21 protein-coding genes are annotated in these 21972 nt (G+C 49.4%); 11 read left to right on the forward strand and 10 right to left on the reverse strand.

The genetic code is table 11. The annotated features are described in order from the left end of the window. Positions 1 to 11: 11 nt before the first annotated feature. A complete protein-coding gene (locus tag EZMO1_RS15880; RefSeq protein WP_034877276.1) occupies positions 12 to 1226 on the reverse strand; it encodes an argininosuccinate synthase in 1215 nt (404 codons plus the stop codon). A 399-nt stretch (positions 1227 to 1625) separates the two neighbouring features. Here EZMO1_RS15880 and pyrC point away from each other — a divergent pair, with 399 nt between their 5' ends. From pyrC to EZMO1_RS15910, 6 genes are all read left to right on the forward strand, one after another. After that, positions 1626 to 2663 (forward strand): dihydroorotase, encoded by a 1038-nt coding sequence (gene pyrC, locus EZMO1_RS15885; RefSeq protein ID WP_034877273.1) that lies wholly within the window; start codon positions 1626 to 1628, stop codon positions 2661 to 2663. A gap of 50 nt (positions 2664 to 2713) precedes the next feature. Next, entirely contained in the window at positions 2714 to 3313 is a 600-nt protein-coding gene (gene rnt / locus EZMO1_RS15890) for a ribonuclease T (RefSeq protein ID WP_034877625.1), read from the forward strand. Between the two features lie 126 nt (positions 3314 to 3439). Then, positions 3440 to 3970, forward strand: coding sequence for a hypothetical protein (locus EZMO1_RS15895; protein WP_034877272.1), 531 nt, complete (start codon positions 3440 to 3442; stop codon positions 3968 to 3970). Continuing rightward, on the forward strand, positions 3960 to 4439 hold the full coding sequence (locus EZMO1_RS15900) for a hypothetical protein (RefSeq protein WP_034877270.1): 480 nt from the start codon (positions 3960 to 3962) through the stop codon (positions 4437 to 4439). The genes EZMO1_RS15895 and EZMO1_RS15900 overlap by 11 nt, the downstream gene beginning before the upstream one ends. Further along, positions 4436 to 6067 (forward strand): hypothetical protein, encoded by a 1632-nt coding sequence (locus EZMO1_RS15905; RefSeq protein ID WP_034877269.1) that lies wholly within the window; start codon positions 4436 to 4438, stop codon positions 6065 to 6067. The genes EZMO1_RS15900 and EZMO1_RS15905 overlap by 4 nt, the downstream gene beginning before the upstream one ends. After that, on the forward strand, positions 6064 to 6528 hold the full coding sequence (locus tag EZMO1_RS15910; RefSeq protein WP_034877266.1) for a CesT family type III secretion system chaperone: 465 nt from the start codon (positions 6064 to 6066) through the stop codon (positions 6526 to 6528). The genes EZMO1_RS15905 and EZMO1_RS15910 overlap by 4 nt, the downstream gene beginning before the upstream one ends. Here the strand turns inward: EZMO1_RS15910 and EZMO1_RS15915 are convergent, their stop codons facing one another. The 4 genes from EZMO1_RS15915 to EZMO1_RS15930 form a co-directional block, all read right to left on the reverse strand. Continuing rightward, positions 6529 to 6813, reverse strand: coding sequence for an HlyU family transcriptional regulator (locus tag EZMO1_RS15915; RefSeq protein ID WP_034877264.1), 285 nt, complete (start codon positions 6811 to 6813; stop codon positions 6529 to 6531). 26 nt (positions 6814 to 6839) lie between these two features. Next, entirely contained in the window at positions 6840 to 8471 is a 1632-nt protein-coding gene (locus tag EZMO1_RS15920) for an aspartate-alanine antiporter-like transporter (RefSeq protein WP_160174086.1), read from the reverse strand. A 168-nt stretch (positions 8472 to 8639) separates the two neighbouring features. Then, on the reverse strand, positions 8640 to 9143 hold the full coding sequence (locus tag EZMO1_RS15925) for a peroxiredoxin family protein (protein WP_034877259.1): 504 nt from the start codon (positions 9141 to 9143) through the stop codon (positions 8640 to 8642). Between the two features lie 180 nt (positions 9144 to 9323). Beyond that, entirely contained in the window at positions 9324 to 10127 is an 804-nt protein-coding gene (locus EZMO1_RS15930; RefSeq protein ID WP_034877257.1) for a Cof-type HAD-IIB family hydrolase, read from the reverse strand. 247 nt (positions 10128 to 10374) lie between these two features. Here EZMO1_RS15930 and EZMO1_RS28235 point away from each other — a divergent pair. Together EZMO1_RS28235 and EZMO1_RS15945 are read left to right on the forward strand one after the other, a co-directional pair. Beyond that, a protein-coding gene (locus EZMO1_RS28235; RefSeq protein WP_420809909.1) for an IS1 family transposase occupies positions 10375 to 11132 on the forward strand; the annotation gives its coding sequence in 2 pieces (ribosomal slippage) (positions 10375 to 10642 and positions 10642 to 11132; 759 coding nt in all). A gap of 373 nt (positions 11133 to 11505) precedes the next feature. Then, positions 11506 to 12933 carry a transposase gene (locus tag EZMO1_RS15945; RefSeq protein WP_145912468.1) on the forward strand — a complete coding sequence of 476 codons (1428 nt, stop codon included), beginning with the start codon at positions 11506 to 11508 and terminating at the stop codon, positions 12931 to 12933. 54 nt (positions 12934 to 12987) lie between these two features. On the opposite strand, the gene clpB is transcribed toward EZMO1_RS15945, so the two are convergent. Beyond that, entirely contained in the window at positions 12988 to 15555 is a 2568-nt protein-coding gene (gene clpB / locus EZMO1_RS15950) for an ATP-dependent chaperone ClpB (RefSeq protein WP_034877250.1), read from the reverse strand. A gap of 166 nt (positions 15556 to 15721) precedes the next feature. Between clpB and EZMO1_RS15955 the strand changes: the two genes are divergently transcribed. Continuing rightward, complete coding sequence (locus EZMO1_RS15955) at positions 15722 to 16396, forward strand: hypothetical protein (protein ID WP_034877248.1); 675 nt, start codon at positions 15722 to 15724, stop codon at positions 16394 to 16396. On the opposite strand, the gene pgeF is transcribed toward EZMO1_RS15955, so the two are convergent. Then, complete coding sequence (gene pgeF / locus EZMO1_RS15960; RefSeq protein ID WP_034877246.1) at positions 16371 to 17123, reverse strand: peptidoglycan editing factor PgeF; 753 nt, start codon at positions 17121 to 17123, stop codon at positions 16371 to 16373. The two genes, EZMO1_RS15955 and pgeF, sit on opposite strands and share 26 nt — an antisense overlap. Positions 17124 to 17138: 15 nt before the next feature. Beyond that, entirely contained in the window at positions 17139 to 18098 is a 960-nt protein-coding gene (gene rluD / locus EZMO1_RS15965; protein ID WP_034877244.1) for a 23S rRNA pseudouridine(1911/1915/1917) synthase RluD, read from the reverse strand. Positions 18099 to 18396: 298 nt separating this feature from the next. On the opposite strand from rluD, the gene EZMO1_RS15970 reads away from it, so the two are divergent. Next, positions 18397 to 19329, forward strand: coding sequence for an outer membrane protein assembly factor BamD (locus EZMO1_RS15970; RefSeq protein ID WP_086936421.1), 933 nt, complete (start codon positions 18397 to 18399; stop codon positions 19327 to 19329). Positions 19330 to 19404: 75 nt separating this feature from the next. Continuing rightward, entirely contained in the window at positions 19405 to 19599 is a 195-nt protein-coding gene (gene yacG / locus EZMO1_RS25735; protein WP_082212222.1) for a DNA gyrase inhibitor YacG, read from the forward strand. On the opposite strand, the gene EZMO1_RS15975 is transcribed toward yacG, so the two are convergent. After that, complete coding sequence (locus tag EZMO1_RS15975; RefSeq protein WP_034877242.1) at positions 19565 to 20848, reverse strand: hypothetical protein; 1284 nt, start codon at positions 20846 to 20848, stop codon at positions 19565 to 19567. The two genes, yacG and EZMO1_RS15975, sit on opposite strands and share 35 nt — an antisense overlap. A gap of 52 nt (positions 20849 to 20900) precedes the next feature. Next, on the reverse strand, positions 20901 to 21911 hold the full coding sequence (locus EZMO1_RS15980) for a Nudix family hydrolase (RefSeq protein ID WP_222842128.1): 1011 nt from the start codon (positions 21909 to 21911) through the stop codon (positions 20901 to 20903). Between the last annotated feature and the right edge of the window lie 61 nt (positions 21912 to 21972).

Consider the following 21972-nt stretch of genomic DNA (forward strand, 5'->3'; position numbering starts at 1 on the left):
ACCTGAACAATTCAGCCCAGATCACGCCCCTTATCCGCCGCAATCCGCAACCGCAAGGCATTCAATTTAATAAAGCCTTCCGCATCACCCTGATTATAAGCTCCGGCGTCTTCCTCAAAAGTCGCCACGGCTTCATCAAACAGCGTGTCGTCAGACTGACGACCCACAACAATGATATTGCCTTTATAAAGTTTCACCCGAACAATGCCGTTCACATGCTGCTGACTTTCATCGATCATCTTCTGCAGCATTTCACGCTCCGGTGACCACCAGTAACCGTTGTAGATTAACTTGGCATAACGTGGCATCAGCTCATCTTTCAGATGCGCCACTTCACGATCCAGCGTGATGGATTCAATCGCCCGATGCGCCTTGAGCATAATGGAGCCACCCGGTGTTTCATAACAACCACGGGACTTCATGCCAACGTAACGGTTTTCAACTATATCCAGGCGTCCAACACCATTGGCTCCACCCACCTTGTTCAGGTATTCCAATACGGTTGCCGGTGACATGCTTTCACCGTTAATGGCAACGATGTCGCCCTTTTCATAAGTCAGATCCAGATAAGTGGCTTCATCCGGTGCCTGTTCAGGCGACACCGTCCAGCGCCACATATCTTCTTCTGCTTCAGCCCACGGGTTTTCCAGAATGCCGCCTTCATAGGAGATATGCAGCAGGTTGGCATCCATGGAATAAGGCGATTTACCCTTCTTCCGTTCCACTTCAATGCCATGCTGATCACAGTAGGCCAGCAGTTTTTCCCGGGAATTCAGATCCCACTCACGCCAGGGCGCAATAACCTGAACACCGGGTTTCAGGGCATAAGCGCCCAGTTCAAAACGCACCTGATCATTACCCTTGCCTGTCGCACCATGTGAAATGGCGTCCGCACCGGTTTCATTGGCAATTTCAATCAGACGCTTGGAAATCAGCGGGCGGGCAATGGAAGTACCCAACAGGTATTCACCTTCATAGACGGTATTGGCGCGAAACATGGGGAATACAAAGTCACGAACAAACTCTTCGCGCAGGTCTTCAATATAGATTTCCTTAATACCGAGCGATTCCGCCTTGGCACGAGCCGGTTCGACCTCTTCACCCTGCCCAAGATCAGCCGTAAAGGTCACCACCTCGCACTCATAGGTGTCTTCCAGCCACTTTGCAATAACCGACGTATCCAGCCCGCCGGAATAGGCCAGTACCACTTTTTTTATGTCTTTCATCGAGCACTCCAGATCCCTGATTGGATAGCTATTCACTAAAACCAAGGAAATCAGCTATTAAGATGCATGAACTTTAAGTATTTATGTATTTTTATGCTTGTTTTCAGCATATTAATTCACACACTCCCTGCTAGCAAGTTCTTAATCTCAATTCACTACAAGGCTGACTATAACAGCGGCCTGCCACCAGCAGGTAAACGACACAATACATCCATCTGCCACACAATGTCAGCCATCGAGCAATCACGTTTGTGGTTTCATGACAGAAAGCAGAAAAAACAGCGAAATCCGTGTGCTTCAGGCAAAATATCACTACCATGTACAAACAATATTCGCTAGGATGCCCTTCCGGATATAAACTCGCTTTTTTAGCGACCCGGAACAGGTACATCCCTTCGTATGACCCAACAGCTTACCCTGACACGCCCTGACGACTGGCACCTGCATCTGCGCGATGGTGATGCACTGGCTGAAACCGTAGCCAGCGCGGCCAGAACCTTTGCCCGCGCAATCGTAATGCCTAACCTGCGCCCGCCAGTACTGAATGCAGACGATGCTGCTGCTTATCAGCAACGTATCACGGCAGCCATTCCTCAGGACGCAGGCTTTGAGCCGCTGATGACCCTGTACCTGACCGACCAGACCACACCGGACATGATTTATGCCGCCAAAGCCCAGGGCAATATTAAAGCCCTGAAGCTTTATCCGGCCGGTGCCACCACGAATTCCGACTCCGGTGTCACCGACCTGAGCCATGTTTATGACACGCTGGCCGCCATGGCCGAATGCGATATCCCCTTGCTGGTGCATGGCGAAGTCACCGATGCAGACATTGATATCTTTGACCGTGAAAAAGTGTTTATCGATCGCTACCTGCGCGATCTGGTCAAGCGTTTCCCGACTCTGAAAATTGTCATGGAACACATCACCACAGCCGATGCCGTGGAGTTTGTGACCAATGCCCCTGACAATGTGGGTGCCACTATTACTGCACACCACCTGCTTTATAACCGTAATGACATGCTGGTTGGCGGCATTCGCCCACACTACTTCTGTCTGCCAATCCTGAAGCGCAATATCCACCAACAAGCACTACTGGAAGCTGCCACCAGCGGCAATCCCAAGTTTTTCCTTGGCACCGACTCTGCCCCACACGTACAGGGCGCAAAAGAAGCTGCCTGTGGCTGTGCAGGTTGTTACACCGCACCGGCAGCTCTGGAAATGTACGCTGAAGCGTTTGAAATGATGGACGCACTGGACAAACTGGAAGCCTTTGCCAGCCACCATGGCCCGGACTTTTATGGTTTGCCCCGAAATACCGAGACTGTCACCCTGAAAAAAGAGCAGTGGCAGTTACCTGACAGCATTGCCTATGGTGATGATCAGGTAATCCCCCTGAGAGCTGGCGAAACCCTGACCTGGCGTCTGGTTCGCTGACTGTCTGAATGATGAATTAAGGAGATTCCGTGGTTGATGAAAGCCATCTGATGGCCAACCGCTTTCGCGGCTTTTTGCCGGTTGTGGTTGATGTGGAAACCGGCGGCTTTAACCCAGCCACCGACGCCCTGCTGGAAATTGCAGCGGTTGTGATAGAAATGGACGAAACGGGCTATGTGCATCCGTGCAAGCCCCAGTCTTTCCATATCAAGCCCTTTGAAGGTGCGAATATCGAAAAAGCAGCCATTGAGTTCATTGGCATTGACCCCTTTCACCCACTGCGCATAGCCAATGAAGAAGAACAGGCCATATCAGCCATCTTCAAAAACGTTCGCAAGGAAGTGAAACGTCAGGGCTGTAGCCGTGCGGTGCTGGTTGGACACAATGCTGCTTTTGACCTGAGCTTTCTGATGGCCGCTGCAGAGAGAAACGACATCAAACGTAACCCGTTTCATCCTTTCTCCTGCTTCGACACCGCCACACTGGGCGGACTGGCTTATGGTCAGACCGTACTGGCAAAAGCCTGTGACGAAGCCCGTATCAGCTTTGACAAAGGCGAGGCTCACTCAGCCCGTTACGATACGGAAAAAACCGCCGAGTTGTTCTGCGCCATTGTTAACCAGTGGAAAGACCTGGGCGGCTGGATCTGATTCTGCCTTTTCCTTCTGCCCTTCAAACACTCGTCTGAAGGGCAGTTCTTCCTGATATCTTGCCTTGTAATTAATCAATCCGGTAGAGTAATGAAATAACGTTCAAAACGGCAGGGAGCCACTACTTTGAACGCAAGTTTGAACGCAAAGGATCTGCAGGAAAAATCCTCACACCTGAAAAGCTACTGGCGACAGCTGGGTCTGAAACGCATTGTTGAAGCCAGTGACGATCACGCTTTTTATCTGTCCACCTGTCTGACTGCCGGACACATTCCCAATATTCAGCTAACCGCCGTTTTAAAACAGGGCTTAAACCCTGAATCACTCAGTGCGGTCATTGATGCCCAACTTCCTGCCACCATTACTTTAAGCCCTGCGACACAGGCCTTTATTCAACAAGCCTCTGCGGTTCTTGCACCCATCGCCCTGATCATCAACCCGGAAGCGGTTCAGCTGGTCATACGACAAGCACGTCTTATTTCACTGAATACCAAAATCAACAGCCGCGCAATGCTCGATACCATTCAGATACTGGCGCCCCTGTTGCACCATGCCTGCCTGCAAATCGAGCAGCAGCAACTGAGCTGCGAAGAAGCCAGAACCATGGCCGACCTGTTATCGGAACACTGGTTTGAGGTGATCGGTCATGAAGCCTGAACAAAAACTGCTGTATAGACACTTGAAAGCAGCCGGACTGAAACCGGTGCTGTTTCAGGGCAAAAGCAGTAGCGAGGGAAATGCCTTTGTCGCTATCAGTTTTGATCTTGCCCCCGGCATTGAAGCCGAGTGCATTACCCGCAAGCCTGCCAGAAACCTGATTTCCACCACCCTGATGGTCACCATTGACCTCGAAGAATCAGAAGAACTGAACACCTTTGCTCTGGCAACCGGCCAGCTGATTGCTCCACTGATTCTTTGTCAGACACGACACCAGATGGCAGTGCGGCTTCAGATTCAGTCAGAAACCCGTAACCATCTGAAGTTGATCAATGAAGGGATCATACAACTGCGATTTACAGCCGGTGCGCTTCTCAATCCAGCCATTCATCTCAGTCAGCAAACCATCAGCCTGACCGAAGCCATCCAGTCTGCTGTTGCCCAACTTCAGTCACGGGTGTCGGCATGATCAATCATTCCCGCTCCATACGCAGTTCAACAATGGTTCATCGTGGTTATCTGACAAGTGGCAAAAGCCAACGAAACACCAAAAAACTGTTTCAACGTTCATCCAGCTGCAATATCCATGTTCACCCCAGAGGTCAGCAGAACAGTGCCCTGTCCAGGGCACCGGGGAAGGCCCTGAATCTAGCCAGGCAGATTGTTGCCGGTCATCCACAGGTACACTTAGAAAAAGGCTCCGGCAAGCTCGAAAAAGCAGGCGTTATTGGCAGCAATATAAGTACGGCTCTGCAGGTCGTGCATGAAGTCGGGCTATCCGGTGTTAAAACAGTCAAAGCCGCATTCAAGCAACACACTGGCTCCCGGGAAGTACCCAATCACGATTTTGTTGAAACCTACCAGAGTCTGCATGCTATCGCTGCGGTAACGGGCACTTTGTCGTTTATTCAGGATTCCGTCAGTGGTACATGGCAGGCTATCAAGGATATCCGCCATCACAGCAAACGCAAACAGACACAAACACTGCTGCAGCTATATAATCCGCACACCCGAAAGCTGATTGGTCACCCAAGCCATCAGAAAGCATTAAAAGAGCGCATTGCCACCAAGGTTTCAGACCTGTCCCGCAGCAGAAGTCAGGTGGCGGTGGATCATCTGGTCAGAGCCAAAGACCTTCTGGCGAAAGGCGTCAGCGTCATTGAAAGTTCGCTGCTGTTTGCCGAAGACTTCAGCAAAGCCGCTGCACAGGCGACACCTGTTGTTGGAACTGTGTCTTCCGCTATCGCCACCGTACATTTTGCCATAAAGACGGGCACACAAATTGTTGCCCTGAATAACCTTGCCAAAGCCAAAGCAGCGACTAATGATCCACTGCTAAAAGCTCTGGCCGGACACATTAAACAAGAACGAACCATTCAGGCCCGAAAGCACCTGATCAACACCGCCGTCGGTGCAGCTTTTACCGGTGTATCCATCGGACTGATGGCGTCAGGTGCCGGCGCTCCTGCCGCCCTGATTGCAGCAGGCGCTCTGGGGACAGCCACCGGTCTGGGCACTATGGCGTTCGACCTCTACCATAGCCGGAAGCTGGCAAAAGCGCGGGAAGGCAGCGAAGCACTGTTGGCTGCAAAAGACAGTCTCGACGGACTGGCAAAAGACAATATTGGTGTGGCAGAGAAATGCTTTCTATTACGGTTGCGCACGGCTGAAGGTAAAGCCTTAAACGACAGCATTGAGTTTCTGCGCAATTTCGGTGTCACGGATAACACCATCAAAAAGCTGCAACTGGCTCCGGAAAAAGTCGCCATGAAAAGCCTGCAGAACATTCTGTATCAGGACAAAGTCAAATTCAAAGGACTGCAATTAAAACAAACCGGAAAAACCCTGTTATACATTGTTGGCCTGACGGCACTGGGCAAGCGGATAAAGTCAGGCTCATTGTGGCTGGCTGGAAAGCTTCGCCCGAAACGACACCAACAGGGAACCATTCCTGCCGGTCACAGCCTGACGTTTGATACCGGTAAAGTAAAAGGCTCCCGTCAGTCCGAAATAAAGCCCCATCATGCAAAACTCAGGCTCCGACCTGCCTATGCAACTGTTCCCAATCATTTTCGTTATGGAAGGATTCTATCATGACCGGCATTGAACTTCTGGAAGCCTGGATGCAGCAGGCAGGACTTGACGATTCCGCTAAAGACGACAGTGGACGAGTCTGTGCCTTTACCTTTAACGACATCTTTCCGGTGACTCTGGAAGCCCCGGCCTACTGTGACGATCTGTTTATTATTATTGAAATGACGTCCATTGGAACGAGTGAAATTCGCCGAAAACGTCTGGAAACGGCCATGAAGCTCAACGCCTATGCTCTGGAAACCCGCGGAGCTGCACTGGGCTGGGATACCATTGGCGAACGTATTGTATTGTCGCACCGGGCAACAGCAGAAAATACCACGGCTGAAATGCTGGATAACATGGTCGCCAATCTGCTGGATGTTGCCGAGCAACTGTTACCGGAACTGGAAATGAAAAAAGAAGCCGAAGCCCAGCAGAAGCTGGACGCAGGCTTTGATAAGATGTTTCAGCCCGTGACGCCCTGATCAGCCAAAAATGCCATCACCCATCTGGTCAATACACATTCTGGCTTTACGCAGCATAACCTCATTGGCATCTTCCGGCATCATAAACAGGTCGGAGCGAATAAAGTCGTGAGTCTTCAGTTCACCATCAATCTCTTTGCAGATGCGGCCATTCACCTGAAACTGCGAGCTGACGGCTTTCGCTTCGGCATAAATCTGAAAGCCCTGATAGTCAAAAGGTTCAACTGTCACTTCCGGCTCTGCCTGCTCCTTGTCCAGACCAAACAATTTCGAGAAAAATCCCATCCGGTTCTCCTTTTTCTACTTCCGCTTTATAAGGGCAAACTCACCAGCACCGTGCCCGCCAGGGTCATGAAAACATTGGCGAATGCATAAGTCCCTGCATAACTCAGGGCAGGTACATTACTTTTGGCTTCTTCCGTCAGAATATTCAACGCTGCTGTACTGGTCCGTGCGCCTGTCAACGCCCCCAGTAACAGGGCAATATTTAACTTCAGCACATAGTGACCGAACAGGTAGCCTACCATGACCGGTACAATCATAATAATCATCCCGCTCAGCAGAATTATCGGGCCGATATTCATCAGGGCTTCAACAATACCATCACCGGCACTCAGACCAATATTCGCCATAAACAGCATCAGGCCGAGCTCCATGAGCACATAGGTGGCTGCCGGAGGTACACGTCCAAAGGTTGGGTAATTGCTGCGCAGATGACCGATAGTGATACCTGACAACAGCAAGCCACCCGCATTGCCCAGTGTGATGTCGATATTACCCACTTTGACAATCAGGTGTCCGATCAGCAGTCCCGCCACAATACCAAAAGTAAAGGTGATTACATCGGTGATATGAGACTGCTCATCGGCATAACCCAGCCTTTCCGTCAGGCGCTCCAGGCGGCCTTTTTCACCACTGATTTCCAGTACATCACCGCGAGACAGTTGCAGATCGTCGTTAATAGGCATTTCAATCTGGGAGCGACTGACTTTACTGACAAAGCAACCATAGAGTGCATCAATCCCAACATCCTGCAAACGCATTCCGGCTATCTGCGGGTTGATCACCACCACTTCCCGGGAGCCAAATTCATAATCAAGCAATTCACTGTCAAAGGTTTCCTGCCCCAGCTCGTAAGGAAACTTATAAATTTCCCTCGGGCGCCCCACCAGTGCAATGGAATCACCTTCAACCAGTGCCGTATCACCATCCGGCTCAAAGATACTGCCGTTACGACGAATTTTATCGATCAGGCATCCGGTTCGTTCCTGCAGTGCCAGCTGCCGCAGTGTTTTCCCTTCAAACTGCCCGATTCGCTCATCATCCAGCCGGAATACCCGAACAATAGGCAGTTCGGTATGTTTTTTAATGTTTTTTTCAAGCCCTTTTGCCACAGCGACTTTCTTGGACTCTTTTTTCAGATCTACACCCAGCATGGCCGGTGTGTAGTTGATCATCACTAACAGCCCGACAGTGCCCAGAATATACGTCAGTGCGTACCCGACACTGATATCAGACAATGCCACCTGCATCACATCAGACGACTCCATCAATGTATTTCGAATAGCATCCTGAGCACCAATTAACGCCGGTGTACTGGTGAGAGAGCCCGCCATAATTCCGGCGGACATAGGCGCAGAAATACCCTGCACATGTGACAGAACCAGGGTGATAGCAATGGCAGCAACAGCAACGATGGCAGCAAGAGCAATGTACTTGGCACCGTCTTCGAGAAACACACTGAAAAAGCGGGGACCGGTCTGAAGACCGACACAAAAGATAAAGAGAATAAAGCCAATGGTATCGAGTCCTTCCATACCCGAAAAACCAAAGTGACCAAACAGCAATCCGACCAGCAACACCCCCGTCGTTGACCCGATCTGGAACGATCCTATGGTAATCTTACCGACCACATAGCCTAAAAACAGGTTTAAAAAAATCAACAGTGGGGCACTTTTTTCTAAAAGTGCAATAAGGTCGAGTTCCACTTTCTGCCGCGCTCCGACGCGATTGGATTATGACAATAAGCTTGTCAAAAAAGAGCGAAATTGTGCGGCATATAACCATCTATTGACGGTTAAAGGTATACGTAAGTTCCCAACCTGTTGAGATCAGAGTTTTTTCAGAACATTTTCTGCAGAAGTCACACAGAAGCAGCCGGTCTCTTCCCGATAGAAATGGGTAATTTCACCATTGTCTACTACCATGGCAAAGCGATCGGCACGAACCCCCATGCCTCTTGAAGACAAGTCCAGAGTCACGTCCATCAACGTCACCAGCTCGGCAGAACCGTCCCCCAGCATTCGCATGCGACCATTGATATTCAAACTTTCAGACCAGGCATGCAGAACAAAAGGATCATTCACCGAGATACACCATAGCTCATCCACACCTCTGGCTTTAAAATCATCAGCCATGTCAAGATATCCGGGAAGATGACTGTTGGTGCAAACGGGCATAAACGCACCAACAACACCAATGACCACCACTTTCTTTTTGTGCGCCAGGTCGGGTAGCCGCCAGGCTTTGGGGCCCACCTGATCGTATTTGGAGGTTTCAGAAATGTACTCGTGGAGAGTAATGTCCGGTAAATGATCGCCCACTTCGATGCTCATTGAGTTCCCTCTCAATAAACTGATTATTTAACTGGAGTTACGCACCCTCTACGAATCATCAAGGTTTCCGAACGAGGTCATTGCTCTGTAGCCCTGATTCCTTCGTTTAAGGTGCGTAACATCAGTTATTTAATAATGATGGCTCTGGCTCCGGGTGTCTAATTTTTAATGGGGTGATTTTTAATGGGAGTAATGCCTTTCCAGAAACGCTGCCACGCCGTTTTCATTACAGTCGCCAATCATTTCATTGTCAGGCAGCAAAGCCCTGAGCTTCTTGTCAGCATTCCCCATCAGCAGTCCTTTATCCACGCCCTGCAACATTTCATAGTCGTTCAAGCCATCCCCAAAAGCGACCGCATTTTTAAAATCAAGCCCTTTCAGTTTTAATACTTCAGCCAAAGCGACTCCCTTGCAGACGCCGGGTGCCATCACCTCAAGGCAGTTAGGCAGCGAGAATGTCATACTTACACTGTCTTCCAACTCATCACGAATGCGCTTTTCCAGAGGCAGCAGGTCTTCATGCTTTTCTGCCAGATAGAAGATTTTGCTGACACCGGTGGTGTTGACGGTATCCAGATCCTGCAGCTGATAGGCAAACTTGTTTTCATCGCTGAAATGATCAACAGATTCATGCCGCTCCTCAATAAACCACGAGTCTTCCTGGTACATATTGGTCAGCACTTTACCCTGAAACTCGCGACCAAGGTCAATCAGTTCCGGCACTATTTCCGGAAAGATATCGTGGCGAATAATGATCTGGCCAGAGGGGTTATGCACTCTGGCACCGTTAGCCGTAATCAGGTACATGCTGATGCCCAGTTCGTTCGCCAGCCTGCCCACATCAATGTGGTGACGTCCGGTAGCAAACACAAACTTGATACCTGCGTCATGTAAACGACGAATCACCTCCCTGGTATACGGCGTGATTTTGTGCTGACTGTTAAGAAGCGTTCCGTCCAGATCTGAAACAACAACTGAATGCATGATTACCTCGGGTTCTGCAAAATACTCGCTGCTTTATTGAACCTGAGGTGTGCCAATTTAGCAATAAAGTACTAGGTTCTGTTGACGTTTCATCGTAGCCACAACATGATGGCTACGATTGCCAGTATTCCTAAATAATTGATGGCTTTTTTCTCAAAACGACTCGATGGTAGTGGCACAGTTCTGTGATTCTAGCCCTGTCTGCTAAAATACGACATTCGGCAACTTTGAAAAATGCGGTTTAAAAATGTGCCTTACACAAGTCCTCTGTACAACATGTGGCAGTAACCAAGTTAGGCCTTTCGGATACAGCACTCATGATGTTCCACGATACTATTGCTGTAATGACAAATGTGAAATCAAAACCTTCATGCTTGAATATCGCTACAAGGCTTGTGAGCCTGGCGTTAAAGAAAAAATCATCGATATGGCAATAAATGGCAGCGGAATCAGGGATACAAGTAAAGTACTCGGAATAAGCAAGACAACAGTAATAAAGACTCTTAAAAAAAAAAAAGCGGTCTGGTAAAGGTCAACCCAAATATTCAAACTATTGATCTCAAGTCGGATGCAATTATTCATGTAGGGCTTGTCTGCCAAGAGGCTGAGCTAGATGAGCAGTGGTCGTATGTTTATGATAAATCGAACCAACGCTGGCTTTGGTATGCTGTTGATCACGCTACAAATACCGTGCTTGCTTATGTTTTCGGAAAACGGAAAGATGAAGTTTTTAAAGAACTCAAAACACTTCTGAAGCCATTTGGTATTAATAAATTTTACACCGATGATTGGGGAGCCTATGAGCGACACCTTGATGAAAACATGCATATTATTGGTAAAGCAAACACTCAGAAGATAGAGCGTAAAAACCTTAATTTTCGGACTTGGATTAAACGGTTGGCCAGAAAGACAATTTGTTTTTCAAAGCTCGAAAAAATGCACGATATTGTTATTGGATTATTGATTAATAAAGTTGAATTTGGGGTCAATATTCACGCGATATAACAGTTCTGGCCCACTACCGTTATTTCGTATGATTGGTATTATAAGGGAGGAGGGTACGCTCCTCCCTTCCTCCCTTATTCACTGGAGTTACGCACCCTCTACGAATCATCAAGTACGAATCATCAAGATTTCCGAACGAGGTCATTGCTCTGTAGCCCTGATTCCTTCGTTTAAGGTGCGTAACATCAGTTATTCATTTAAACTCGATGCTGCAGTTTTTGATATTTGAGGGAGAGCAGGAAATGGCAGGGTGGCATAAGAGCAGACTACTACTGCAGCTCCGAATTCAAGCCTTGCGAGATTCCATCATAGCCACAGCAGCAGGTTGGAGGTAAGATCTCATAGGAACTTAATAACCGTCAAGTGTCGTATCTTGCTAATTCGCCCATTACCCGTTGTCACTGCCTTTCTGGATGCTTTGAATGATTCGCTCAAGTCCATCAATTCCTCTGCGCAGTTGAGTAGATCCCAGAAAGTGGCACTGGGCGTTTTTATCATGGGAATCGTGGTAACTAAAACTATTAACTGGGCTGCTTTTGAGCGCAGAAGCTTAGGCAGATTCAAAGCGACCCGTCTGTGCTGGATGTTTTATCAAGCAGAAATTGCATGGCAAAGCCTGCTACAGGCCAGCGTCAGAAATATTCTTCTACGCTATGGAATACAAAGTGGAACCCTTGCTATCGACGATACAGGAAAAAAGCGCACTAAAAGGACTTCAAAAATCGACGGTGCCCATAAGATAAAAGACAAATCAACAGGTGGTTATTTTAATGGGCAGGAACTGGTGTTTATGGTGCTCGTTACTGAAGTAGCTACCTTTCCAGTAGGGTTTCGCTTTTATATTCCTGACCCTGAGTTATCTGCATGGAGGAAGAAAGACAAGGCGCTCAGGAAGCAAGGCATTCAGAAAAAAGAACGACCGAACCGTCCTGAGCCAGATCATGTTCGTTACCCCACCATGCAGTCGTTGACGCTGGTTATGCTGCAAGAATTTGTTGATTCGTTTCCCAACATTACGATCAAAGCAATTCTCGCTGATGCACTGTATGGCACAGGAGACTTTATGGATAAGGCTGCGGAAATAACAGGCGGAGCCCAGGTTGTCAGCCAACTGCGCTCGAATCAGAAAGTATCCAACCGAAACCACTCGGAAGCGACTCTCAAAGCTTACTTTTCGCGCCAGAAAGGCGCTGAAACTCAACTCATAATACGCGGTGGCAAAGAAGAGCAGGTCACGATGCTGGCTGCTCGGCTGTATGTTAAGGCTCATGGGAAAAGACGTTTTGTTATTGCCCTGAAGTATGAGGGTGAAGAGGATTATCGCTATCTGGTGGCTTCAGATATGTCATGGCGGCATACCGACATAGCCAGGATTTACACCTTGAGGTGGTTGGTCGAGGTTTTCATTCAAGACTGGAAAGCTCATTGTGGCTGGAACAGGTTGAGCAAACAGCAAGGTGCTGACGGATCGCAGCGCGGCGTGATCCTGAGCCTGCTGTGCGAACACATGCTGTTACTGCACCCTGAGCAATTCGTCCTACTGAAAAACAAACAGGCCGGAATGCCCGCAGGCTGTCTGATCGAACGCCTCAATGCAGAAGCCTTGCTTGCTACGGTGAAATCAGTGGTTGAATCGGAAGATCCAGATACCGAGCTTAAGGCTCTGGCCTTAGCCTTAGAGCATACTTTGCCCAAGCGGGAGTCGAGCAGGCATATGGCTGGTAGAGACCTGGGAGAACAAAAGGCAACTGACTCACTCAAAGCACACGCCCGGAAGTTTAAACTTTTAGATGCAGCTTAGAATCGAGATAAATACGTTACTTGTTTAGGTAAAACTGCAGCATCGAGTTAAATGTTATTCGAATTCAATTATATCTTCACGAACAACAGCCCTGATCGAATCACCCGGCACATAAGCACCTGACAGAATCGCTTCAGCCAGCGGGTTCTCAATACTGCGTTGAATCGCCCGCTTCAGTGGCCGCGCACCGTAGACCGGATCAAACCCGACCTGAGCCAGTTTCAGCATGGCTTCATCGGACAGAGTAAGCGACAGGTCATTCTCCGCCAGTCGCTTATTAAGACGCTGAATCTGGATACTGGCAATGCCTGCAATCTGATCCTGAGTCAGAGGATGGAATACCACCAGTTCATCAATGCGATTCACAAACTCCGGACGGAAATGTTGCCCGACCACATCCATCATGGTGGATTTCAGGGCTTCAAAGTCTTCACCCTGCATGGTCTGAATCACATCGGAACCGAGGTTTGATGTCATCACAATAACCGTATTGCGAAAATCAACAGTACGACCCTGCCCATCGGTCAGACGACCATCTTCCAACACCTGCAGCAGAATGTTAAACACGTCAGGATGTGCCTTCTCGACTTCATCCATCAAGACCACTGAATACGGCTTACGACGCACGGCTTCGGTCAAATACCCGCCTTCTTCATAGCCCACGTAACCGGGAGGTGCGCCCAGCAGACGAGAAACCGAATGTTTTTCCATAAATTCGGACATATCTATTCGGACTATGGCATCTTCCGTATCAAACAGAAACTGCGCCAGTGCCTTACACAGTTCGGTTTTACCGACACCGGTAGGGCCAAGAAACATAAATGAACCATTGGGGCGGTTCGGGTCAGCCAGTCCGGCTCTGGAACGTCGCACCGCATTGGACACCGCGACAATCGCTTCATCCTGACCAATCACCCGGTCATGTAAAGCTTCTTCCATGCGCAGTAGCTTGTCCCGTTCTCCTTCCAGCATTTTGGCAACCGGAATGCCTGTCCATTTAGAAACCACTTCGGCGATTTCTTCATCCGTGACCCGGTTTCTTAGCAGCTGTAAATCACCGGCATCGGCTGCATCGGCCTGTTCGAGTTCTTTTTCCAGCTGAGGCAAGCGACCATACTGTATCTCGGACATTTTGGTCAGATCGCCCTGACGACGAGCCGCTTCCAGCTCAATCAACAGCTGTTCTTTCTCTTCCCGCAGTTTTTGCGAACCGTGCAGAACGGTTTTCTCGGTTTTCCAGACGCCTTCCAGATCAGAATACTCACGCTCAAGTTGGGCAACCTGTTCATTCAAACGACCAAGGCGTTCTTTAGAAGCGTTGTCGTCTTCTTTTTTCAGTGCTTCCTGTTCGATTTTGAGCTGAATCAAACGACGTTCAAGACGATCCATCGCTTCCGGTTTGGAATCCATCTCCATGCGAATGCGGCTCGCCGCTTCATCAATCAGATCAATCGCCTTGTCCGGCAACTGTCGATCGGTAATGTAGCGCTGGGATAACCTTGCTGCAGCAACAATCGCAGGATCGGTGATATCCACACCATGATGGACTTCGTAGCGTTCTTTCAAACCACGCAGAATAGCAATAGCATCGGCTTCTGTTGGTTCATCCACCAGCACTTTCTGGAAACGCCGCTCAAGCGCCGCATCCTTTTCAATGTACTGGCGATATTCATCCAGTGTCGTCGCTCCCACGCAGTGCAGCTCACCACGAGCCAGTGCCGGTTTCAGCATATTACCGGCATCCATGGCACCATCAGCCTTGCCTGCCCCAACCATGGTATGTAGCTCATCAATAAACAGTATGATCTGGCCTTCCTGTTTAGACAGATCATTCAGCACGGCTTTCAGCCGTTCCTCAAACTCACCCCGGAATTTGGCACCGGCAATCAGCGAGCCCATATCCAGCGATAACAGCCGTTTACCTTTAATGCCTTCCGGCACCTCACCGTTAACAATACGCTGGGCAAGCCCTTCAACAATGGCTGTTTTACCCACACCCGGTTCACCAATAATCACCGGGTTATTTTTGGTGCGGCGCTGCAACACCTGAATCGTTCGACGGATTTCATCATCACGACCAATGACCGGATCCAGCTTGCCTTCTTCAGCCAGTGCCGTTAAATCAACCGTGTATTTGCTGAGAGAGTTGCGATTATCTTCCGCATTCGGATCATCAACGGTTTCGCCACCCCGGATGTTTTTAATGGCATTGTCCAGTGCCTGCCTGCTGACGCCCTGGCTATTGAGCAGTTTCGCCAGAGGTGTGTGACCTTCCATCATGGCCAGCAGAACCGTTTCACTGGAAATAAACTGGTCGCCTTCCTGCTGGGCTTTTTTATCCGAAAGGTTAAGAATTCTGAGGGTATTCTGCGATGGCTGTATATCACCGGTAGGGTTCTGAATAACCGGGACCCGAGACAGTAACTGATTCAATTCTTCCGACAGTTGTTGAATATTAAATCCGGTTTGCATTAACAGCGGCCTGACCGAGCCACCCTGTTGATCGATTAGCGCGATCAGCAGATGAACCGGCTCAATCTGGTTATGATCTTTGCCAATCGCCAGCGACTGCGCATCGGACAGCGCGGACTGTAATTTACTGGTTAGTCTGTCAGCTCGCATTATTATTCTCCTGCGTCTGTCACCATTCTTTTAAGCTTCTGTTTTCTATATGGCGTCATCGTTTTCATTTTCAAGGCAGCAATAAACAGCTGACCATGACAAAAGCAGCTATTCTGGTTCAGCTCCATTGCGTGAGTAGCGGTAGGCGAAGAGAAGGTGTGTTAAGATGCGTATAAGAACACTCTGGGTGATCTGCTCTCTATTGACTCTTACAGACAGTGCTTATGCACAACAGGCTGAAGAGTTCTGCGTTCGTCAGAACCACCAGTCAAATGCAACGTTATGCTTCTGCCCTCTTAAAGAGAGCGCTCCACAACTCGTTGAACTGCCTGACGACGCTTCACAGCCAATGAGCTACTTGTCTATGGCAGCTTATGGGTTTGGGAAGATTGGTAATGGCTATGAGTTCTGCGCCCGCTTCTATAATATTTTGAAAAGTCTCAGTAGCTATCTTACTGGCAACTACGATGAGGTATTTACCAAAGATTGGGTAAAAGATAATTTGATTTCAGGCACTGCGGAAATGTTCGACCACGGACTGGAAGTCGCCGACTGGTCACCACGAGAATATGCCCGGGATTTAGTCAGCACAACAATAAACGAAAAAGTTGGAGACACTGTTTACTTCATTGCAGGTGCAGGAAGAGCGGGCTTTCAACTATACACAATAAAGACAGACCTCAAGGGGTACCACCTTAGCAGGCAGTCCCTGTCATATTTTGGTTCTGTCAAGCAGCTGGGCCTGATTGCAGTAACAACCCGCAACCTTCTCAGCATGCTTTATGAAGACTTCGGGCATCTACTATCAGAACTGTTCAGGATGCTCTATCCAGCCAGATAACACTGGCCAGTCTGCCTGACTCTTTTCCATCCCGACGATAAGAGAAAAATGCCTTTTGCTCTTCGAAGGTACAAAAGCCACCGCCATAAACAGCATTCACTCCGGCTGCTGCCAGCCGTTGCCGCGCTAACAGGTAAAGATCACCATGCCAGCGATCACCGGTTCCGGGAATAAAAGCAGCTTCGGCGGCAGGGTTTTGGTCGATGAAGGCTGTGCGTACTTCCGGCCCCACTTCAAAGTGTTTCTGACTGATAGCAGGCCCCAGCCATGCCATGACTTCGGAAGCCGGACACGACAATGCCTTCAGAGTGTTTTCCAGTACGCCGGCCTGTAGCCCTTTCCAGCCTGCATGGGCTGCAGCAACTCTGGTACCACTACGATTGCAGAATAATACCGGCAGGCAGTCTGCGGTCAGGATGGCACAGGGCTGCCCGGGCAAATCTGTCCATACGGCATCACCTTCCTTCTCTTGCCCTTTGCCGGAAGCTTTTACAACCTGAGTGCCATGAACCTGCTTTAGCCATTGGGGGTCACAAGACCAGCCAAAGTCATTGTGCATTTGCTGACGGTTTGCCTGAACGTACTCAGGCGCATCGCCCGAGCGTGTACCCATATTGAAGCTGGTAAAGTTGCCCTGACTAACACCGCCTTCCCGTCTGGTCACACAGGCTTTGACATGAGCAGGCACTGGCCAGTCGGGAATCAGATAGCGGAGTTCAAAGGTCATCAGGGCAGCCTCGGTTTACTTCATTGAGCTGGCATCTTCTTCCAAAGTAGCCAGCAGGCTAACCATATCATCTGGCAGCGGCGCTTCCCACTCCATAAACTCACCGGTTGCCGGGTGGATAAGACCCAGACGACGGGCATGCAAAGCCTGACGACGGAACAGACGCAATTGGGCAATCATCTCTTCTGTACAGCCTTTTGGCAGACGCAGACGACCCGCATAGGTTTCATCACCAAACAGCGGATAACGGATATGGCTCATATGTACGCGGATCTGGTGAGTACGACCGGTTTCCAGCTTACAACGGATATGAGTATGGTTTCTGTACTTCTGCAAAACACGGTAATGAGTGACGGAAGGTTTACCACCCGCTGTCACAGCCATCTTCAGCCGGTTAGTGGCATGACGACCAATGGGCTGATCAACGGTTCCACCGGCGGTCATCACACCGTAGGTGATCGCTTCATACTCACGACTGACCGAGCGCTCCTGCAGCTGTGCCACCAGATCGGTGTGTGCCGCAAGGTTTTTAGCCACCACCATCAGGCCGGTAGTGTCTTTATCCAGTCGATGCACAATTCCGGCACGTGGCACTGAAGCCAGATCGGAGTAATGGAACAATAGTCCATTCAAAAGGGTACCACTGCGATTGCCCGCCGCCGGATGCACCACCAGCCCTGCAGGCTTGTTGATCACCAGAATATCATCATCTTCATAAACGATATCCAGCGGAATCTCTTCTGCTTCCCAATGTTCGGCATCCTCGACAACCACTGACAATGACAGAGTCTCTCCACCAATCAGTTTTTCCTTGGGTTTACGTTTTTCCCCATTCACCAGCAAGTCACCGTTTTTGATCCACTCCTGCAGGCGTGCCCGGGAGAAATCGGGAAAACAGGCTGCAGCGATCTGATCGAAGCGTTTGGCACCTAACTCGTCAGGCACAACGACCTGCTGATCGAATTGTTCACTCATTCAACTGATACTCAAAAATAACACATCAGACAGATCACTATAGCGACGAATGCCACTATTCGAATGCCACTATTGTTTTGACCTGCGCAAAAAACCGGAAAGGTATATACTGCACCCTCAAGAATCGGTGGTAGCGATTCTCCCGTGTACTTTCTTTCCGTTTCTGACGGACTGTGTTTAAATTAGACTGATTAACAAACTCGGTAGTTTATCATATCCACCGATGCAGATTAGGGTGAATCGCCGCCGATCCCTATCCGTAAAAATGCATGCCGGAGTACGGAAACCGATAAAAGTCATGAGAATATTCAAGTTCAATATTACCCGCATTCTGTCCGCCCTGTTTATTAGTGCGGCACTGGTGGGCTGTGCATCTTCTCCGGATGAAGAAGTGCCGGAGACGCTGTCTGAAGCCGAAATGTACAAAATGGCCACACAGTCCATTGACAGTGGCCGGTACGAAGAGGCGATCAAGACCCTTCGTACCCTGGAGTCCCGTTATCCATTTGGCAGCTTTGCCGAGCAGTCACAACTGGATATTATTTATGCCTACTTCATGAACTACGAGCCAGAAGCCGTTCGTGCAGCGGCTGACCGCTTTATTCGTCTGCATCCCAATCATCCCAACGCAGATTATGCCCTGTACATGAAAGGACTAGCGTCCAACACCTCGGCAATGGGACTGCTTGAACGCTACCTGCCACTGGATTACACCAAACGAGATCCGGGTCAGGCACGCCAGTCCTTTGGTGAGTTTTCCGAATTGCTGAACCGTTATCCGGACAGCCGCTATGCACCCGACGCCCGTCAGCGCATGGTGGCCCTGCGTAACCGTCTGGCCGCCTACGAGATTCATGCTGCGAACTACTACATGAAGCGTAAAGCCTATGTGGCAGCCACCAATCGTGGTCGTTACGTGATAGAGAATCTGCAGAAAACCCCGGCGGTTCCGGAAGCTCTGGCGATCATGGTGGAAGGTTATCAGCGTATGGGACTGATTGAGCCAGCCAATGAAGCGCTGGAAGTTCTGCGCCTGAACTACCCCGAATCCGATGCACTTAACGAGAAAGGTGAGTTCATCGGCTATCAGTCATTTGGTGATGTAAACCCGTCACTGCTCTACACTCTGACTTTCGGACTGCTCGGGGATTCCGGAGTCGATCAGCAGCTGGAAAACATTCCTGCCCTCTCGGAAGAGCCCGCCCCTAAACCTCCGGCTCAGGATGACTGACAAAAGTCTTCACTGAACAGCTAAAGCCTCTGCATGTCAGAGGCTTTTTTAATGAAACTGGATTGATTGACCACCATGCCAACGACTGTTAAATGCCCCAACTGTAATAAGCCGGTTGAGTGGAAAAAGGAAAACAAATACCGCCCGTTCTGCTCCGAACGCTGCAAGCTGATTGATTTCGGTGCATGGGCCAATGAGGAGCATTCTATCCCGGGTCGTTCCGATTTCGATGACCTTATGTCGGACGAACTCGACCAACGAGAGCACTGAGAGTCCAGCGACCGGGCTCTTCCGGCCAGCGAAATTGTTCAGGATGAATAATAGCTTTCGCCTGGTCGCGCTTGAATTTTAAAATGGTAAACAGGGCTGAGCGAGCTTCCGGGTGATGTACATGCCCGACAAGGCTTTCAAGCTTCTTGTCACTCATGCCAGCGACCAAAGTCAGCCCCTTCTTCATCAATCCATCGACATCTTCATCAGCCCGTTCCATCGCCCTGATCACCGCATGAATCGTATGCCTGCCACGATACTGCAACCGATGCTTCAAGGAAGGTGTCATCATTTTGCTACGAAATTGTTCAAACGTGCATTTCAGGGGAAGCTTGAAGCGATTGTAGAAAGACATGCCAAAATCAATATTCACCAAACGCTGTCTTGTATGAGCACCGACAGCTCGTTTGGACTCTCCGACAAACATATAGTTATCCAGCTTCAGATAATCTTCATCACCCAGCAAAAACCTCCGTATCACCAGATTAACAACAGGATTATGACGCTTATGAAAACGTGTGTGATACACCGGCGAAGCACTGTTTGAAGGCTTGTTGACCAGACGATGTCCTTTTTCGTAGCCCTGAAGATGTCTGCTTGCAATGCAGTGCCCATCGTCACCTGCCATGGTTTCCGCTTCACGCAGTGAGTAGCCAACCTGATAATCCCTGTTAAAACAACAATCACTTTCTGCACTCACCACCCCCCGGTAGACATTGGCCGCCAGTACTTCTTTCTGGGCAAGCAACTGCTTATTGTCGTAGTAGTCGGCTTTGTAGCGCTGCCCGGTAATCCAGTAAATCATCTTCTGCAAATAGCGCTTAAGCTTTTCGCCGGTTGACTCACGACCCGGTGTTTTGACATGCCAGCTTCCGGAGTACTTTTGAGCCTCGGGCAACTCCGGATTAACAAACATCATCTTGTGATCAACAGTATCGGTCTCACCTTTCTGCCCCTGTACCAGTTGCCAAAAATGACGATGAGGGCAGGCATTCATGGACGGAATACTATCAGGGTCTGTCTGGCCAGTCTGAGTGTAGTAGTCATTTACCCGTGCCGGGTCATGGTGAGAAATGAGACGAACTTTAGATTCGGCATATGGACTTTGTTGGCGCGGGATTTCAGTCTGTGGAGATGCCTCAGATACCTTTCGGAAATTGTGCTGACCTGCTTCCTGAGACTTTACATCCGATTTGCCCAGTCTGGAAAAACCATGACCTCTCGTGAATCTGCGAAGCTTGTCCAGCATGGCGTCCCTGCCTGTTGTGCAAAAGCGAAATAATGAAAGCCTATGTCATAGCTTAGCGAATCGACCAGAACGCACCTATTGCTGCAACCCCCTGGGCGCCGGATTCAACGGCCAGCTGTTCATCCGAACGACCCAAACCACCCAGCCAATAAACAGGCAGTTTACTGCCGCGGGTTAATTCTGTCGCTCTTTCCTGCCCCATGGATAAGCGCCCGGGATGAGATTTGGTTGGGCGCACCGGAGACAATGTCACAAAGTCCACCTCAGCGGCCTCAGCCTCAAGAAGCTGTTCTTCATTATGACAGGATGCAGCCAGCCATTGCCCTTCCCGGCGATACTTTTTCCATTCGGACGCCGGAACACTTAACTGGTCAGAGCGCAGATGAATACCATCACACCATGATTCCTGTAATAGCTCAGGATTTCCCTTTAACAGCAATTTTGCATTGAATGGCTGACAAAGATGATGCAACTCACGGGCAAGGTGCAGATACGGTTTTTCCTGAAGCCAGGGCGCTCTGAACTGAATCAGCCGCAATCCATTTTCAAGCTGACGACTGACCTTTTCAATCAGCTCTGCGGCCGATGAAAACAGCCCGGTCACCATGTACTGCCTTGGCAGCAAAACCGCATTCACAATGGGACCGTTTGCCGGAGGGAAACTCAGAGTAGTCAGTTGCTCCGGCTCAACCCACTGTACTTCCTGTCCTTCGTTACCCTTTGGGGTGCCCTGAACACCCGACACCTTCCAGGTATCAAGCAGGACCGTTTTTTCAGGATAACGATGCTGAATCGTAATCAGAGGCTCAAACTGACTGACACTGATATCCAGCTCTTCCTGCAACTCACGATTCAAAGCTGTTTTAAAATCTTCATCAGGCTCCACTTTACCACCGGGAAACTCCCATAAGCCTCCCATATGTTTGTCATCCGGTCGTTTGGCGATCAGTATTCGACCGTCTTCGCCACGAATCACCGCCACTGCAACATGCACGACATCAGACTTTTTCTGACTGGAATCTCGTTCACTGAACTGCTGCTCTTGCACCATGGTAAAGCTCATTTCATCGTAACGGATAAAGATTTAGAGTAGCCATAAATGATGCATTATGGCTACCGTGTGA

It is taken from the genome of Endozoicomonas montiporae CL-33 (genome assembly GCF_001583435.1).
GTDB lineage: Bacteria > Pseudomonadota > Gammaproteobacteria > Pseudomonadales > Endozoicomonadaceae > Endozoicomonas_A > Endozoicomonas_A montiporae.